This is a genomic window from Halomonas sp. DP3Y7-2 (genome assembly GCF_019800795.1).
Lineage (GTDB): Bacteria > Pseudomonadota > Gammaproteobacteria > Pseudomonadales > Halomonadaceae > Halomonas > Halomonas litopenaei_A.
Window position 1 is genome coordinate 1 of the sequence record NZ_JAHVKJ010000012.1, and the last position, 15,142, is coordinate 15,142.

At 61.9% G+C, this 15,142-nt stretch carries 12 protein-coding genes; 7 read left to right on the forward strand and 5 right to left on the reverse strand.

The window, feature by feature from the left end:
- A partial coding sequence (locus KUV45_RS17905; protein WP_222164327.1) for a type I secretion C-terminal target domain-containing protein occupies positions 1-2,979 on the forward strand: 2,979 nt, incomplete at its 5' end.
- Positions 2,980-3,224: 245 nt separating this feature from the next.
- Here KUV45_RS17905 and cobO read toward each other — a convergent pair.
- Both cobO and KUV45_RS17915 read right to left on the reverse strand, forming a co-directional pair.
- Positions 3,225-3,830: a cob(I)yrinic acid a,c-diamide adenosyltransferase gene (gene cobO / locus KUV45_RS17910; protein ID WP_222164328.1), complete on the reverse strand. Its 606-nt coding sequence runs from the start codon at positions 3,828-3,830 to the stop codon at positions 3,225-3,227.
- Between the two features lie 104 nt (positions 3,831-3,934).
- Complete coding sequence (locus KUV45_RS17915; RefSeq protein WP_308126724.1) at positions 3,935-5,419, reverse strand: RimK family protein; 1,485 nt, start codon at positions 5,417-5,419, stop codon at positions 3,935-3,937.
- A gap of 244 nt (positions 5,420-5,663) precedes the next feature.
- Between KUV45_RS17915 and KUV45_RS17920 the strand changes: the two genes are divergently transcribed.
- From KUV45_RS17920 to pepN, 4 genes are all read left to right on the forward strand, one after another.
- Positions 5,664-6,371: an N-acetyltransferase gene (locus KUV45_RS17920; RefSeq protein WP_206944860.1), complete on the forward strand. Its 708-nt coding sequence runs from the start codon at positions 5,664-5,666 to the stop codon at positions 6,369-6,371.
- Between the two features lie 23 nt (positions 6,372-6,394).
- Positions 6,395-6,880, forward strand: a complete 486-nt coding sequence (locus tag KUV45_RS17925; protein WP_222164329.1) for a YajQ family cyclic di-GMP-binding protein — start codon at positions 6,395-6,397, stop codon at positions 6,878-6,880.
- A 240-nt stretch (positions 6,881-7,120) separates the two neighbouring features.
- Positions 7,121-7,501: a YbaN family protein gene (locus tag KUV45_RS17930; protein WP_224852175.1), complete on the forward strand. Its 381-nt coding sequence runs from the start codon at positions 7,121-7,123 to the stop codon at positions 7,499-7,501.
- An 85-nt stretch (positions 7,502-7,586) separates the two neighbouring features.
- A complete protein-coding gene (gene pepN / locus KUV45_RS17935) occupies positions 7,587-10,220 on the forward strand; it encodes an aminopeptidase N (protein WP_222164330.1) in 2,634 nt (877 codons plus the stop codon).
- An 82-nt stretch (positions 10,221-10,302) separates the two neighbouring features.
- Here pepN and KUV45_RS17940 read toward each other — a convergent pair whose 3' ends face one another.
- Together KUV45_RS17940 and KUV45_RS17945 are read right to left on the reverse strand one after the other, a co-directional pair.
- Complete coding sequence (locus KUV45_RS17940; protein WP_224852176.1) at positions 10,303-10,590, reverse strand: hypothetical protein; 288 nt, start codon at positions 10,588-10,590, stop codon at positions 10,303-10,305.
- A gap of 136 nt (positions 10,591-10,726) precedes the next feature.
- A complete protein-coding gene (locus KUV45_RS17945) occupies positions 10,727-12,349 on the reverse strand; it encodes a cation:proton antiporter family protein (RefSeq protein ID WP_222164331.1) in 1,623 nt (540 codons plus the stop codon).
- A gap of 243 nt (positions 12,350-12,592) precedes the next feature.
- On the opposite strand from KUV45_RS17945, the gene yegS reads away from it, so the two are divergent.
- Both yegS and KUV45_RS17955 read left to right on the forward strand, forming a co-directional pair.
- Complete coding sequence (yegS, locus tag KUV45_RS17950) at positions 12,593-13,522, forward strand: lipid kinase YegS (protein ID WP_206944855.1); 930 nt, start codon at positions 12,593-12,595, stop codon at positions 13,520-13,522.
- 226 nt (positions 13,523-13,748) lie between these two features.
- Positions 13,749-14,558, forward strand: a complete 810-nt coding sequence (locus KUV45_RS17955) for a hypothetical protein (RefSeq protein WP_222164332.1) — start codon at positions 13,749-13,751, stop codon at positions 14,556-14,558.
- Between the two features lie 172 nt (positions 14,559-14,730).
- Here KUV45_RS17955 and KUV45_RS17960 read toward each other — a convergent pair whose 3' ends face one another.
- Complete coding sequence (locus KUV45_RS17960) at positions 14,731-14,937, reverse strand: cold-shock protein (protein ID WP_206944852.1); 207 nt, start codon at positions 14,935-14,937, stop codon at positions 14,731-14,733.
- Positions 14,938-15,142: the final 205 nt, after the last annotated feature.

A 15,142-nucleotide genomic window follows, 5' to 3' on the forward strand; every position in this document is an offset into this window, starting at 1 on the left:
CTGGACGACGGCGGCAGCCAGTCTGCCACCGACCTGGAGACCACCAGTGGCACCATCGCCATCGATACCGGCTCCGACAGCGTGGGCTCGGTGGTGATCAGCGGCGTGGACGTGACCAATGGCGGCACCGTGCAAGGTACCTACGGCACCCTGGTCGTCAGCGTGGTGAATGGGGACTACAGCTACAGCTACACCCTGGACGACAACACCACCGACCATAGCAGCCAGGGCACTGGCAGCGACGGCATCCAGGACGTGTTCAGCCTGGTGGTGACCGACTCCGACGGCGACGTCAGCGATCCGGCCAATCTGACCATCGATATCAAGGATGACGTGCCACAACAGTTCTCGCCGGCGGAGCACGCGCTGGAGGACGGAAGCGGCATCCTGGACTTCGGACCCAATGCAGGGGCAGACGGGGTCAAGGAGATGGTGTTCGACGCCAGTCTGGATGGCCAGCCGGCGACGGATAGCTCAGGCAACGCTCTGCGAGTCGACGGCAAGCCGCTGACCTATCGACTCAGTGCCGATGGCACCACACTTTATGCCGAGTCTGCGAATGGGGCTGAAGATGGCTTTAGCGTGACCCTGGCGCAGACCGGAGATGGCTATACCATCGATGTGGTCGGTGACGTCAGTAATGGCGTGGATGTCGCTGCCGAACTCGAGGACGGCGAGAGCGTGACGGGTGGCTATCTCGCGCTGAATCACCTGGATAATGCCAGTGATAACGACCTGCTGGTGTCCAGCAGCAGCGGAGCCGTGGTCGTCGACGATGGCAAGATCGCCGTCGCCACGGGTGCTAGCGTGCGCTTCGATGCCCTGAAGGACCTTGTCGCGGGAACTGGCGGCCCGAGCTGGACCGACCATCAAGGCATGGTCAGCTTCTCCCAGCGGGTGCAGGTGGCAGGCGGCGAAGGTGCCACCACGGCACTGGTCATCGCGGCATTGCTCTACTCGCCCGATGGCAGCGCCGGCAGTGGCGATCCCAGCACCGGATCCAGCGGCTATCTTGCCGTGACGCCCGCCGACATCAAGGTCTTCAACGCCATTGGGGTGGATGTGACCAGCCAGGTCAGCGTGACCGCTGACGGCAACGGCCTGCGCGTAACCGGGTTGAAGGACGGCTGGCAGGTGACGCTGGAAACCGCGAGCGACCGGCCCTTTGAAGCGGTGGAGATCACCGCGGCGGATAGCGCCAACACCAGCAACGATGACCTGCTGCTTGAGGATGCGTCCTATCGTCTGGGCGGCCCCAGCGACGACTTCGATGTCCAGCTTGGACTGATTGGTCGCGATGGTGATGACGACGAGCTATCCGCTAGCCTGACCTTGCACGGGGATGCCAAGGACAAGCTGCTGGTGGGCGGCAACGGAGAGCAGACCCTGACGGGCGGTGGTGGTGACGATGTGATCATCGGCGATGCAGGTGGCACGCTCAATGAGCCCGCTGGCAACTACAACATCACCCTGATCGTCGACAGCTCTGGCAGTATGGGCAACAGCTCTGGGGTCAACGGCAAGTCGCGCATGCAGCTGGCCAAGGAGGCCCTGCAGAACCTGGTGACCCAGCTCAGCGGCCACGAGGGCACCATCAACCTTCAGATTGTCGACTTCGATAGCGCGGTGGATGGCGGTGACACCATCACCTTCACCAATTTCAGCGCGGCAGACCTGCCAGCAGCGATCGCCTTTATCAATGCCATGATCGCGTCTGGGGGGACCAATTATGAGGATGGCTTCGATGCGGCACGCAACTGGTTGGCCAGTCAAGGCAACGGCTTCACCAATATCGGCTTCTTCCTGACGGATGGTGTGCCGACCTACTACCGCGGCTCCACTGGTGGCCTCGGCGGCAACGGCAGCACCTTTAGCCAGACGGTGATGAACGAGTCGGTCAATGCCTTTGGCGAGCTGGCCTCAGTGGCCCAGGTGGCCGCCATTGGGATCGGCGAGGGCATCAATTCCAATGTGCTGCGCTTCTTTGATAACACCAATACGGTCGGTACAGCGTCTACCAACCTGAGCGGCGGTACGAATGATGCCTTTGATGCGCCGGTGGGCCAGCCTCAGATCGTCTTGAGCGGTGGCGATCTTGATGCGGCGCTGCAGGAAGCCGCCGCCAGCCTGCTGCCGGTCGGTGCCGATACCCTCAGTGGTGGCGGTGGGGACGACATTCTGGTCGCCGACACCTTGAACAGTGATCATCTAGAATGGGTCAACGCGGCCACCGGCGAAACCTTCACCGCGGGCGACCACGACGGTCTGGGTTATGCAGGCCTGTACGCCTACCTGACCTGGACACAGGAGAACCCAGGCGGCAGCGGTGTGGCGGATCGCATTGCCGATGCGACTGGATCGGCCCCCAGCGATGAGGAAATTCGTGCCTACATTCGTGCCGAGATCGACAACCTTGGGGATGGTCGCGATGACGGTGCGGCCAACATCCTGGACGGCGGAGACGGTGATGATCTGCTGATCGGAGGTGCAGGAGCCGATACGCTGATTGGCGGTGTCGGCAACGATACGCTGATCGGTGGCAAGGGCAACGACACCTTGCAGGGTGGTGACGGTGATGACGTGTTGGCTGGCGGCAAGGGTAACGACATCATCGACCTGGGAAGCGGCGCCGATATCCTGGCCTGGAATCAGGGCGATGCCGGCACCAACGGCGCCCCGGCCGTCGACATCATCAGCGGCTTCACGGTGGGTGGCTTCGGGGTGGACCCAGAAGCAGACCGTCTGGAAGTGGCTGATCTGCTGGATGGTGCCACTGACGCCAGCGTCAACGACTATCTCTTTGCTCAGGAAGATGGCAATGGGAACACGGTGCTGCACGTCAAGAGCAGTGGAGGAATTGCCGCTAATGGCAACGATGCCGATCAGACCATCGTGCTCAATGGCGTCACCATGGGAGGGCAGGACTCCGCCACCTTCCTGCAGCAGATGATCGCCAACGACCAGCTGCAGGTAGAGTGATGCGAGCCGAGGGACGCGGGGCGACAAGACGTCGCCGAGCCGTCAGTCCTCGTCGTTGCAGCGGCGCTTGGTGTCAGCGGCGCTTGGTGTCAGCGGCGCACAGGTTCCAGCGGCACGTCGTTTTAGAGGTAGGTAGTAGCTTGAGACAATCGGCCCGGGAGCATGCTCCCGGGCCGATTGTTTTGCTGCGTGACAGGGAATGCGGTCGGTCTGTCGGCAGCAGGGCTACACGATCGGCAGCAGGATCAGAAGTCGATCCCGCGGCGTGCCTTGAGCCCTGCCGCAAAGCCGTGCTTGACTTCCTGCATCTCGGTGACGGTATCGGCCATGGCCACCAGCTCCCTATGGGCGTTGCGCCCGGTGATGATCACGGTCTGTTCTGGCGGGCGGTTGGCGATCGCGGTGCGCACCGTGTCGATATCCAGGTAGCCAAACTTGAGCATATAGGTGATCTCGTCGAGCACGACCAGATAGACCTCAGGGTCCGCCAGCATGCGACTGGCCTGTTGCCATACCTCTTGACAGGCCTGGGTGTCCGACTCGCGGTTCTGGGTGTCCCAGGTAAAGCCTGTCGCCATGATAGCCACTTCGAGGTTGGCATCCTGCTCAAGCCGTTCCCGCTCGCCACACTCCCAAAGACCCTTGATGAACTGCACGACGCCCACCCGATAGCCGTAGCCCAGCGCGCGAGTCACCGTGCCCCAGGCCGCCGTCGTCTTGCCTTTGCCATTGCCCGTGAAAACCAGCATCAGTCCGCGCTCTTCCTCTGCCGCGGCGACCTTGGCATCGACGTGGCTCTTGAGCTTTTCCATGGCCTTCTTGTGGCGCTCGTTGCGTTGCTGATCGCTCATGCTGGCTCCGATTTTCTGGTCGTGAATGCGCAGGGTAGCCGAGTCGCTCGCTGGCGTCAGCCCGAAGGCCGTCACGCTGGGCCATCACGGCGCCATCGTGACGGTCACGGATCCTGCTTGCCAGCTTCCATACGCCGGGCAAACACGTCCAGCAGGCGATCGTAGAGGGCGTCCCCCAGCACGTTGTCCTCGATACCCGCATCAATATTGGGATTGTCGTTGACCTCGATGACCAGAACTCGCTCGCCGACTTGCTTGAGGTCAACGCCGTAGAGGCCGTTGCCGATCAGTCGGCATGCCTTGAGGGCAGTGCGCAGTACCGCCGCAGGCACATCACTGATCGGATGGCTGGTGAAGCCGCCGCTGCGAGTCCGCGGGCCGGAATGGTCGTAGATCTGCCAATGTCCACGGGCCATGTAGTAGCGACTGGCAAACAGTGGCTGACCATCGAGCACGCCGATGCGCCAGTCGTAGTCGGTGGGAAGCCATTCCTGCAGCAGCAACAGGTCCGAGCTTTCGAACAGAATGCTGGCCTCCCGGGCCAGGGCCTCCGCCGACGCCACCTTCACCACGCCCTTGGAGAACGCGCCATCGGGAACCTTCAGCACCCTTGGAAAACTGAGCTCGCGAGCCTGTTCGATCAGCCGCTCAGCACTGGAGCGGCGCAGCAAAAGCCCTTCGGGCGCTGGCACATTGCGAGTGCGCAGCAGCTCATGCAGGTAGACCTTGTTGGTGCAACGCAGAATATCCTGAGGTGCGTCGATTACCACCAGCCCTTCATGTTCTGCACGCCGGGCCATGCGCCAGGTCGGGTGGTCAAGCGACGTGGTTTCGCGCAGGAACAGCCCGTCGAATTCCGCCAGGCGTGCGCTGTCGCGATGGGTGATCAGCGATACATTGATTCCCTGGCGGCGCCCGGCGCGAATGAAGCGCTTGAGCGCACCCTTGTTGCTGGGTGGCAGTCGCTCTTCCGGGTTGACCAGCATGGCCAGGTCAAAACGATAGCGACGCCTGGCCCGTGGGGTGCGCCAGACCTTCAGTGAGTGACGATTCAGGGCGCGGGCAAAGGTGTCCTGCTCGTGCTCCTTGAGTCGCGATAGCGCCAGGGGGCGAAGGCGTGCCAGCCGGTAGCTGTGGCCCTGACGTGTCAGGCGCGCTTCCAGCAGCGGGCAGGGCAGGCGCTCGAAAAGTCGCCTGGCGATCTTTGCCAGCGGGGCCGCATCACACTCGCCAAAAAAGATGGTGACGTCGATCGTGTCGCCAAGCTGCTGGCTGGCTGCCACCTTGCCCAGATCCTCCAGCAGCGGCGCCAGGCCTTCGAGCTGCATGTCGGTGGTGGACTTGCGACGCAGCGTGTTGAGGGTATCCACCGTGGGGATCACCCTCGCTCCACGCGCCTGAGCAAGCAACGAGACATAGTAGCCAGTCCCCAGGTAGCCGAGATCCGCGCACAGGTTGATGACCTGTTCGCTGCCGGACGTTGCCGCCGATGCAAGATAGGTCTCGGCATCGATCACATCGTCGCTGGGGTGATAGGGCTGCCAGTCGCGCTGGCGGTCAACCACGATACGCAGTGCGCACATCGTCATGGGTCCTCGGGCAGGGGGGAAGGGGCGGGGCTCGATCGTTCTGGCAGCCGGCGAGGGAGCAGGAGGAGTGTCTGGTCGAGTGGCGCAAGAATGCACCTGAGCCAGCCGCAAAGCAATATGCTATCTGGGTGAAAAAAATTCATTCATCGACGGCTGACAGCGGGCCTCGGGAGCGACAGAATCGAGCGATATACTCCGTCGTCGCCGACACGGAATTCGTGGCCTTGCATGGAAGTCTTTCTCGATGTCTGTTGTCCTGCGCCCGGCGGTCCCAGCCGATCTCGATGCTCTCGAGTCGCTGGAACGTCGTGGCTTCAGCGGTGATCGTTTCAATCGTCGTCAGCTCAGGTACCTGCTGACCCGCGCCAGGGCAATCACCCTGCTTGCTGTCCCGGCGGAGGCCGGCGACGCTGATGGGGCGGTTCCGCCCGAGGGGAGGTTGCTCGGATACGGCACCCTGTTGCTGCGTAAGGGCAGTCAGACAGCGCGGCTTTACTCGCTTTGCGTGGCGCCAGAGGCCCGCGGTGATGGCGTAGGTCGGGCGCTGCTGCTGGCCTTGCAGCAGCAGGCCCGGGCGTCAGGCTGCTCGGGCATGAGCCTAGAGGTGCGTGCCGATAACCGCGTGGCTCTCGGGCTGTATCGACGTGCCGGGTTCCGCCTGGATGCCTGGCTGGACGAGTACTACGAGGATGGCTGCGCCGCCTGGAAAATGATCCTGACGCTGGGCGAACCGACAGGCGCCCCCACACAGGAGGGGGGAGCAGAAGGGGGACCGGTGGTGAGGCAAAGGACGCCTCGAGCCTTGGCGGCTGCCTCGGCGACGGACTCGGCGACGGACTCGGCGAGCGTCTCTTCACAAGAGCAGACGCAGGATCCGACGGACCCTCAGCACGACGCTGAAGAGGTTGGTCCGCGAGGTGCCTCGCAGGCACCGCTTCCAGTGGTAGACTAGCGCTTTTACCCCTTGGAGTGAGCATGCCCTCTTTCGATATTGTTTCCGAATTTGATCGCCACGAGGCACAGAACGCCGTGGATCAGGCCAACCGTGAGGTCCAGGGGCGCTTCGATTTCCGTGGCGTCGACGCCGGGTTCGAGCTGTCCGACGAGACCGTTGCACTGCATGCCGAGGTGGACTTCCAGCTCCAGCAGATGCTCGACGTTCTGCGCAACAAGCTGATTGCTCGTAGCATCGATCCGCGCACCATGGACGTGCAGGATGCCGAGCTGTCCGGGGTGAAGGCTCGCCAGAACGTCTTGCTCAAGCAAGGCCTGGAGCAGAAGGAAGCCAAGGATATCGTCAAGCGGATCAAGGACTCCAAGCTCAAGGTGCAGGCGCAGATTCAGGGCGACAAGGTACGCGTCACTGGCAAGAAACGGGATGACCTGCAGAGCGTCATTGCGCTGCTGCGTGGTGACGATGGGCCTGATCTCGCCCTGCAGTTCGATAACTTCCGAGATTGAGCGCAACGCCATGGCGAGCAGGGGCGACGGCCTGAGGTCGGCATCCGGGGCATCGGTAGCCTGCCGGGTGTCGAGCGCCGCTAAGGTGTCGAGAGGCTCTAAGATGTCGATAGCCTCGTGCAATTGGCCCCTGCTCGTCCGTTGCGGTTCAATGGGAGTCTCAGCGATCAACGGCCGTGTGCGCGGGGCGGTCAACCGCTTTTTCCATCGCACCCTCTGCCGCACCATCGGAGCTTACCCTTGATAACCACCACGCGCCGTGTGGCGTGGCAAATGCTTGCCTGGATCAGCTTTGCCCTTGGCGTCATCGGGGCCTTCGTCCCCCTTATGCCCAGCACCTGCTTCTTGCTGGTGGCGGTGTGGGCGGCATCCAAGGGGTCGCCACGCTTCGCCCGTTGGATACGGGAACACCCGCGCTTCGGCCCCGCGGTGGTGGCGTGGGAAGAATCGGGTGCGATCCCTCGTCATGCCAAGTGGATGGCCCTGGTGATGCTGTCGCTGTCGGTGATCGTGCTGCTGTTCACGGTATCCCTCTGGTGGTTGAAGCTGGGCCTGGTGACGATGCTGGCCGGTATCGCCATCTGGATCTTCACGCGACCCGAGCCCGCGTCCTCGTCTTGAACCGCTCAATGCGCTGCCGGCGCTTTGAGCCTGGCCCCTCCATGCCCGTACAATGGCGACGACTTTTCTGATTGGAGCATCCCCGATGTCCGACCCCCAGCCGATTCATCTCAGCGACTATCTTCCCCCGGCTTACCGTGTCACGCGCACCGAGTTGTCCTTTGATCTGGCGCCTGGCGCGACCCGCGTCAAGGCCAGGCTGCATCTTGAGCGCCATCCTGAGCGCGAGGCCGGCGAAGCGCTGTGGCTGGATGGGGAGCAGCTATCACTAGTGTCCATCGCTATCGATGGGCGGCCGCTGTCCAATGACGAGTACGAGCTGAGCGACAAGGGGCTGTCCATCGCCAAGGTGCCTGCCTCCTTCGTGCTGGAGACTGACGTCGAGATTGCTCCTGAGGACAACACGGCACTGTCAGGCCTCTATCGCTCCGGGGGCATGTTCTGCACCCAGTGTGAGGCGGAGGGCTTTCGCCGGATCACCTTCTATCCCGATCGTCCCGATGTGATGGCTACCTTCTCCACCACCGTGGTGGGGGATGTCACGCGTGAGCCGGTGCTGTTGTCCAATGGCAACCCCGTTGAGCGTGGCGAACTGCCGGATGGGCGTCATTTTGTCACCTGGGAAGACCCGCATCCCAAGCCTGCCTACCTGTTTGCCCTGGTCGCCGGCGACCTCGAGAAGGTGGAAGATCACTTCACCACCATGAGCGGGCGTGACGTCACCCTGCAGATCTGGGTGGAAGAAGAAAACCTCGACAAGACCGAGCACGCCATGGCGTCGTTGAAGCGCTCCATGGCGTGGGACGAGCAGGCCTACGGTCGCGAATATGACCTGGACCTGTTCATGATTGTCGCGGTCAATGATTTCAACATGGGCGCCATGGAGAACAAGGGCCTCAACATCTTCAACTCCGCGGCGGTGCTGACCCATCCGAAGACCGCTACCGACGCCGCTTTCCAGCGCGTCGAGGGTATCGTGGCCCACGAGTACTTCCATAACTGGTCGGGCAACAGGGTGACCTGCCGCGACTGGTTTCAGCTGTCGCTGAAAGAGGGCTTTACCGTCTTCCGTGACCAGTGTTTCTCGGCTGACGTGAACTCTGCGCCGGTCAAGCGTATCGAAGAAGTGTCCTTCTTTCGTACCGCTCAGTTTGCGGAAGATGCGGGTCCCACCGCTCACCCGGTGCGTCCTGAGTCCTACATCGAGATCGGCAACTTCTATACCCTGACCATCTACGAGAAAGGGGCAGAGATTGTGCGGATGCTGTCCAACCTGGTCGGGCCGGAGACCTTCCGCGAGGGATCAGACCTGTACTTCTCCCGGTTTGATGGTCAGGCAGTGACGATCGAAGACTTTGTCGACTGCATGGCGGAAGTGTCCGGTCTGGATCTGGGCCAGTTCATGCGCTGGTACTCCCAGGCGGGCACTCCGGAAATCGATGCCTTTGGCGAGTACGATTACGCCAACTCCCGCTATCGCTTGATCCTGCGTCAGCGTACCCCGTCAACCCCGGGGCAGCCCGACAAGCAGGCGCTGCATATTCCGGTGCGCCTGGGTCTTGTCGGTACCAAGAGCGGTAGAGACCTGAGCATGACGCTTGACGGCGAAACCCTGGGCCGTGACGCCGTCATCCATCTGCGTGAAGACGAACAGGAGTTCATCTTCACCGACATCGAGGAAGCGCCGGTGCCCTCCCTGCTGCGTGGGTTCTCAGCGCCGGTGAAGCTGTCGTTCCCTTACTCGCGGGAGGACCTGGCGTTCCTGATGGCTCATGACAGCGATGGCTTTAATCGCTGGGACGCTGGCCAGCGTCTGACCCTGCTGGCCCTGGACGACCTGATTGCGGCCCATCGCAATGGCGTCGAGAAGGTCATGGACGGGCGCTTGGTCGACGCCTTCCGCGCGCTGATCGAAGAAGACAACGATGACAAGGCGGTATTGGCGGAGATGCTGCAGCTGCCGAGCGAGGCCTACATCGCGGAGCAGCAGCCGCTGGTGGATGTGGATGCCATCCATGCCGCTCGGATGTTCGTGCAGCAGTCATTGGCTCGGGAGCTTCGCGACGAGCTGATGGCGCTCTACCACGCCAACCAGAGTGATGCTCCCTATGCCCCGACGCCAGAGCAGATCGGGCAGCGGGCGCTCAAGAACGTGGCGTTGTCCTACCTGATGAGCATCGAGGACGAGGCCGCGATCGAGCTTGCCCAGGCTCAGTTCGATGCCGACCACAACATGACCGACGTGCGCCACGCACTGACCCTGCTGGTGCACAGCAGTCGTTCGGACATTGCCGACCCGGCCCTCAAGGCCTTTGGCCGTAAGTGGTCCCATGATCCGCTGGTGATGGATCAGTGGTTCAGCCTGCAGGTGACCCGCCCCCAGGCAGACGCTCTGGATCGCGTGCGATACCTGATGGAGCACCCGGCCTTTTCGCTCAAGAACCCAAACAAGGTGCGAGCGTTGATTGGCGCCTTTGCCGGGCAGAATCGGGTCAACTTCCATCGGCTGGACGGGGAAGGATACCGTCTGCTGGCGGAGGTGGTGATCGAGTTGAATCGCCTGAATCCGGAAATCGCGGCACGCATCATCACGCCGCTGACGCGCTGGCAGCGCTTCGACGAGGCGCGCCAGGAGCTGATGCGCGCTGAACTCGAGCGGATTCGTCAGGAGACATTGTCGCCCAATGTCTACGAGATCGTGGAGAAGGCGCTGGCCTGACCCCGGACTCGGAAAGATGCCGAGAAAGACGCCGCCCTGTGGGCGGCGTCTTGCGTTGGCGACATCTAAACCGTGTCAGCGGTTACGGCAGTAGCATGCCCAGGGTCAACAGGCCTAGCAGGGCCCACAGCAACGCCGCGACAGCTGAGCGTGCGAGAATCGCCCGCAGGGCTCGCCACAGGAAGAACAGACCCAGCACCAGCAAGGCCAGACTGAAGAACGAGGGAGCGATACCGAGGGAGCGAGACAAGCCATCGATGAAGCCTGCTGCCGCATCATCAAGGCCGGTAAAAAAACCTCCTAGGGTATCGACGACCACCCGTATCAGGGTGCCCAGTGCTTCGCCCAGCCAGGTAAAGAGATCTTCCACCGCCATGCATCCTTGTCATCGATCGTGTACCGCTCCGCAACGCCGGTCGAGGAGGTAAGAGACACGAGTATCCTTGCCATGGGGAGGCGGGGCAACTACCGCTGCAGTGCACCCGCTCCACGCCACCTCGGCTCGGCTAGCCCAGCTGCTGGGTACGCGAGATGATACCGGCTTCCTCGGCGGCACTGTCCGCCAGGGCACGGCCCGCCTCGTCGTAGACATGGTAGACCGCATGGGCGCCAAGCTCGCGGATGGTATCGATCTCTTCCAGGTATTCCACCACCGCGGTGATCTTGCCGGGAAAGTGGCGGCTTCTCAGCTGCTTCAGGGCGAACAGGTTACCCGCATGATGGGGCATGGCCAGCACGACCAGCTCGACCTGCGAAGACATCAGCATCTTGTCCCAGAAATCGGAGTCTACCGCGTCGCCTTCGACAATATTGAAGCCCTTTTCGGCCAGGGTCTTCACGCTTTTCGGGTTGGAGTCCACCCCGAGTACCTTCAGCCCGTATTCCTTTGTCAGACGCCGGTACACGCTGCGACCGATGCGACCCATCCCCAACACCACCGCCTCGGCATCTCCGACTTCGATGGGCCTGTCACTGGGCGACAGCGCCGATTCATCGACCTTGGGCAGGCGCGGTTCGAGCCATTGGTAGAGGCGTTCGCTGAAGGCATTGAGGATGGCTGAAGCGACGAAGCTCAGTGCTACCGCCAGGGACACCACCACCAGCCACTCTGGCGCAAGCCAGCCACTAGACACTGCGATGGCGCCCACGATCAAGCCAAATTCCGAATAGTTGCTGAGGCTCAGCGTCGCCAGTACGGATGTGCGGTGGCGCATGCCAAAGCGCATCAGTATCAGTTGATAGAGCAGACTCTTGAGCGGCAGCAGCACCACCAGCAGCATCGCCAGCCCCAGCAGAGACCAGCTAGGCAGGGCGGTAAGACCGATGCTCAGGAAGAACCCGACCAGCAGCAGTTCCTTGATGTTGAACATGGACCGCGACAATGTCTGGGCGGCGGGGTGGGGCGCCAGCAGCATGCCGATGATCAGCGCGCCCAGATCGCCCTTGACGCCTACCGCCTCGAACAGGCCGTAACCCAGTACCAGCGCCATGACGACGCCGCACAGCATCTGCATCTCGCCGTGACCCATACGATCCAGCAATTTACGCAGCAGCGGCGCAAGGGGAATCAGAGCGAATAGCCCAAGCGCCCAGGGACTGGGCAACTTGCCGGTGGATGCCGTGAGAAAAATCACCGCAAACAGGTCCTGCATGATCAGGATGCCGATGGCCAGGCGGCCGTAAGCCGCCTGGGTTTCACTGCGTTTCTCCAGCACCTTGACGACGAACACCGTACTGGAGAATGACATGGCGAAGGCCAGCACCAGCAGTGTCGTCAGATCCAGGCCCGCCAGCAACCCGTTGGGAGATGCCAGCCAGCCCAGGGTGACAATGCCCTTCAGGAGCCCCAAGATGACAACAAAAAGTACCACTGAGGCTAGCATATGCAGGCTGGCCCCGCCCCAGACGTCTGGGCGCAGCAGGGTCCTGACGTTGAGTTTCAGCCCGATGGTGAACAGCATCAAGGTTACCCCTAGGTGCGCCACCAGCGTGAGCACAGGCGTTTCATCGTAGCCGAGCACGTTGAGAAGAAAGCCGCCGGCGAGAAAACCGACCAAGGGTGGTAGTCTGAGGGCCATGGCGGCCAGGCCGGACAAGAAGGCGGTCAGCACAAAAATAGGTTCAATCATGCAGGCACTCGGTCAGAAGGGGCTGATAGTGATGACAATTGTAAGGGATGCGTTGTCAGCATGGTGGCGGATATGTGCGTGTTGATGCCACATTGATGCATGTCCCCCTCTGCGAGCTAAAATGCGACTGCGGTGCCAAGTCAAGATAAACGGTGGCAGAGGCGTTGCCCTGTCCACGTGGAGAGCAAACCGCACCAGGATGTGCGATTTACATGAACCCCTTGTGAAGAAGGAACTGTCAGGATGACCCAGCCGCCGGGCACCAATCGGCTGATCCTCAATGGACAATCATCGCAGCTGCCGGAGGTCCGCAGTGCGGTGTTTGCGTGCCGGCGCGGGGGACTCGATGTGGATGTTCGCGTCACCTGGGAGAAAGGAGACGGCGAGCGACAGGCCACCCAGGCCGGTCGCGATGGCGTCAAGCGAGTGATCGCAGGGGGCGGCGATGGCACCGTACATGAAGTCGTCAATGGTCTGATGCAGTTACCCCGCAAGGACCGTCCCGAGTTGGCCATCATGCCCTTAGGTAGCGCCAACGACCTGGCCAAGTCATTGGGCTTGCCTTTGGGTCAGGCCGCGTCACTGGATGCGGCATGCCGCTTGCCCAGCCGCTGGATCGATATCCCGCGTCTCAACGACCGTTACTTTATCAACATGGCCACCGGCGGGTTCGGCGCGGAAATTACCACGTCCACCCCCCGGCCGCTGAAAAGGCTGATGGGTGGCGGCGCCTACTCGGTATTTGGTGCCTTCAAGGCCTGGCGCTATCAGCTCTATCAGGGGCACCTGGCCTGGGACGGTGGCGAGAGTCGTGCGGGCATCTTTCTGCTGGGCATTGGCAATGGCATCCAGGCCGGAGGAGGCCAGCAGCTGACCCCGGCAGCTCGGCTGGATGACGGACTTTTCGATGTGCTGCTGGTGCGGGACTTTCGCTCTCTGCGACAGCTCAAGGCCATGATGAGCGAGCTACGTGCGCGGCCCTACCACGGTCAGTATGTCGATGCCTTTCGCAGTGCCTGGCTGCGCTTCGAGGCGGATGGGGAGGCACGTTTGCCTCTGACGCTGGACGGCGAGGCCTGCTACCAGCAGGCCTTTGAAGCCCAGGTCATGCCATTGGCGCTGCGGCTGACCATGCCGGACAGCTGTCGCATGGCATCACCACGTGGCGAGTAGCCTTGGTGTAGTTAGTCTTGATGTAGCTGGTATTGATGTAGAGAGCCCTGATGTGACCAGCATTCAGTGAGCCGTCCCGCGGCAAGGGGTGGCGGTTGGTCGGTCAGCGTTGCACCTCATCAGCGCCTTTGCTGCAATATTTGTGAACGTTTGCGGTCCAAGGTGACATCGATGGATGTTGCCCGCAGTCGTATCAACAGGAGCCCCATGACATGGAGAGAAGACAATGGCAGTGACCCCGCGAGTGGCGGTGGCCGTGGTGGCCCTCAGCATCCCGCTGTGGTTGAGCGGGTGTGAGGGTGAAGACCCAGAGGCCACGACTCAGACCAGCAGTGCGGAAACTGTGGCTGGTGAGGACTCCTCGTCAGCGCCTGAGGCGGCAACAGATGAAGCGCCAGGCGACACGCTGGCGTCTCAAGGGGACAGTGCCGTGGATACGGCGTCTGAGGGTGATGCATCGCAACGCCCTGAATCGGCAGAAGACGATGCGTCCAGCAATGCTGCTGCAGGCTCAGATATGCCTGAGGGTGCCAGCGTGGAGCTGGGCAGCAGCGCAACCGATACCCTGCAGTCCGAGCAGGCCGTGCCTGGTGAGGCCAGCCGTTCCGACGTTGACGCGATCCTCGAGGAAACCGAGCGCCGGTTTGAAGAGGCCAGCCGCAAGATCGATGAAGCGTATAAGCAAGCGGAGGCGTCGGCCCCGGACAGCTCCGGTACGCAAGCGGCAAGCGTCGATGCTTCGGCGCCTGAGCCGACCAGTGCCGTCGATGACAGCGGCGATGGGGCGGCCAGCGCTTCACCGCTGGCAGATGGTGATGGGCAAGGCGGCGCCAGCAGTGCGCCTGGCAATGACTCCAGCGAGGTCGATGCCATCCTGCAAGAGACCGAGCGGCGTTTCGAAGAGGCCAGCCGCAAGATCGATGAGACGTTTGAAGAGGCCGAACGACAGGTGCCGGAGACGACCCCTGTCGAGACCAGCGGGAGCGGCCCCACCTACAAGGTGGACGTCAACGCTGAAGGCGAGATCGAGCAGTAGCCGCCCGTACCTTAGTCTCTGGGCTCATACGCTCATAAGAAAGGCCCACCTCGCGGTGGGCCTTTCCGTTACGACGCCGGGTCCAATCCATCATGCTGACAGGTTGTTCCGATGTCGCGGTACTGCATCGCGGGAACAGTATTCCCGCGTCAAGATGTGACTTGCACGAAGCTTAGTCAGCGATCTTGATGTTGGAGGCCTGAAGGCCTTTCTTGCCCTGGGTCACTTCGAAGGAGACCTTCTGGCCGTCCTGCAGGGACTTGAAGCCTTCAGCCTGAATCTCGGAGAAGTGGGCGAACAGGTCGTCACCGCCGTCGTCCGGAGAGATGAAGCCGTAGCCCTTAGTGTCGTTGAACCACTTGACAGTGCCAGTTGCCATTGTCGATTTCCTTAACTCGCTAAATGATGGTGCTGGTGCAGCCACAGGGGAGCTTTTCTCCCATCATGTGGTCTGAACCCTAGTGCGTGGGCATGACAAGAAAGAAGGGCGCATTGCGTGTTTCGACAATAGATTGTTCGAACTACCACTGACGACGTTTCCACTTGCTGTCCTACGCTGCGACTCAATCAGCACATTCTCGACG

Excerpts from the sequence above, each read along its gene's own strand:
- cobO (WP_222164328.1), bottom strand. The coding sequence starts at position 3,830 with ATGAGCGATCAGCAACGCAACGAGCGCCACAAGAAGGCCATGGAAAAG.
- KUV45_RS17915 (WP_308126724.1), bottom strand. The coding sequence starts at position 5,419 with ATGACGATGTGCGCACTGCGTATCGTGGTTGACCGCCAGCGCGACTGG.
- KUV45_RS17920 (WP_206944860.1), top strand. The coding sequence starts at position 5,664 with ATGTCTGTTGTCCTGCGCCCGGCGGTCCCAGCCGATCTCGATGCTCTC.
- KUV45_RS17925 (WP_222164329.1), top strand. The coding sequence starts at position 6,395 with ATGCCCTCTTTCGATATTGTTTCCGAATTTGATCGCCACGAGGCACAG.
- pepN (WP_222164330.1), top strand. The coding sequence starts at position 7,587 with ATGTCCGACCCCCAGCCGATTCATCTCAGCGACTATCTTCCCCCGGCT.
- KUV45_RS17945 (WP_222164331.1), bottom strand. The coding sequence starts at position 12,349 with ATGATTGAACCTATTTTTGTGCTGACCGCCTTCTTGTCCGGCCTGGCC.
- yegS (WP_206944855.1), top strand. The coding sequence starts at position 12,593 with ATGACCCAGCCGCCGGGCACCAATCGGCTGATCCTCAATGGACAATCA.
- KUV45_RS17955 (WP_222164332.1), top strand. The coding sequence starts at position 13,749 with ATGGCAGTGACCCCGCGAGTGGCGGTGGCCGTGGTGGCCCTCAGCATC.
- KUV45_RS17960 (WP_206944852.1), bottom strand. The coding sequence starts at position 14,937 with ATGGCAACTGGCACTGTCAAGTGGTTCAACGACACTAAGGGCTACGGC.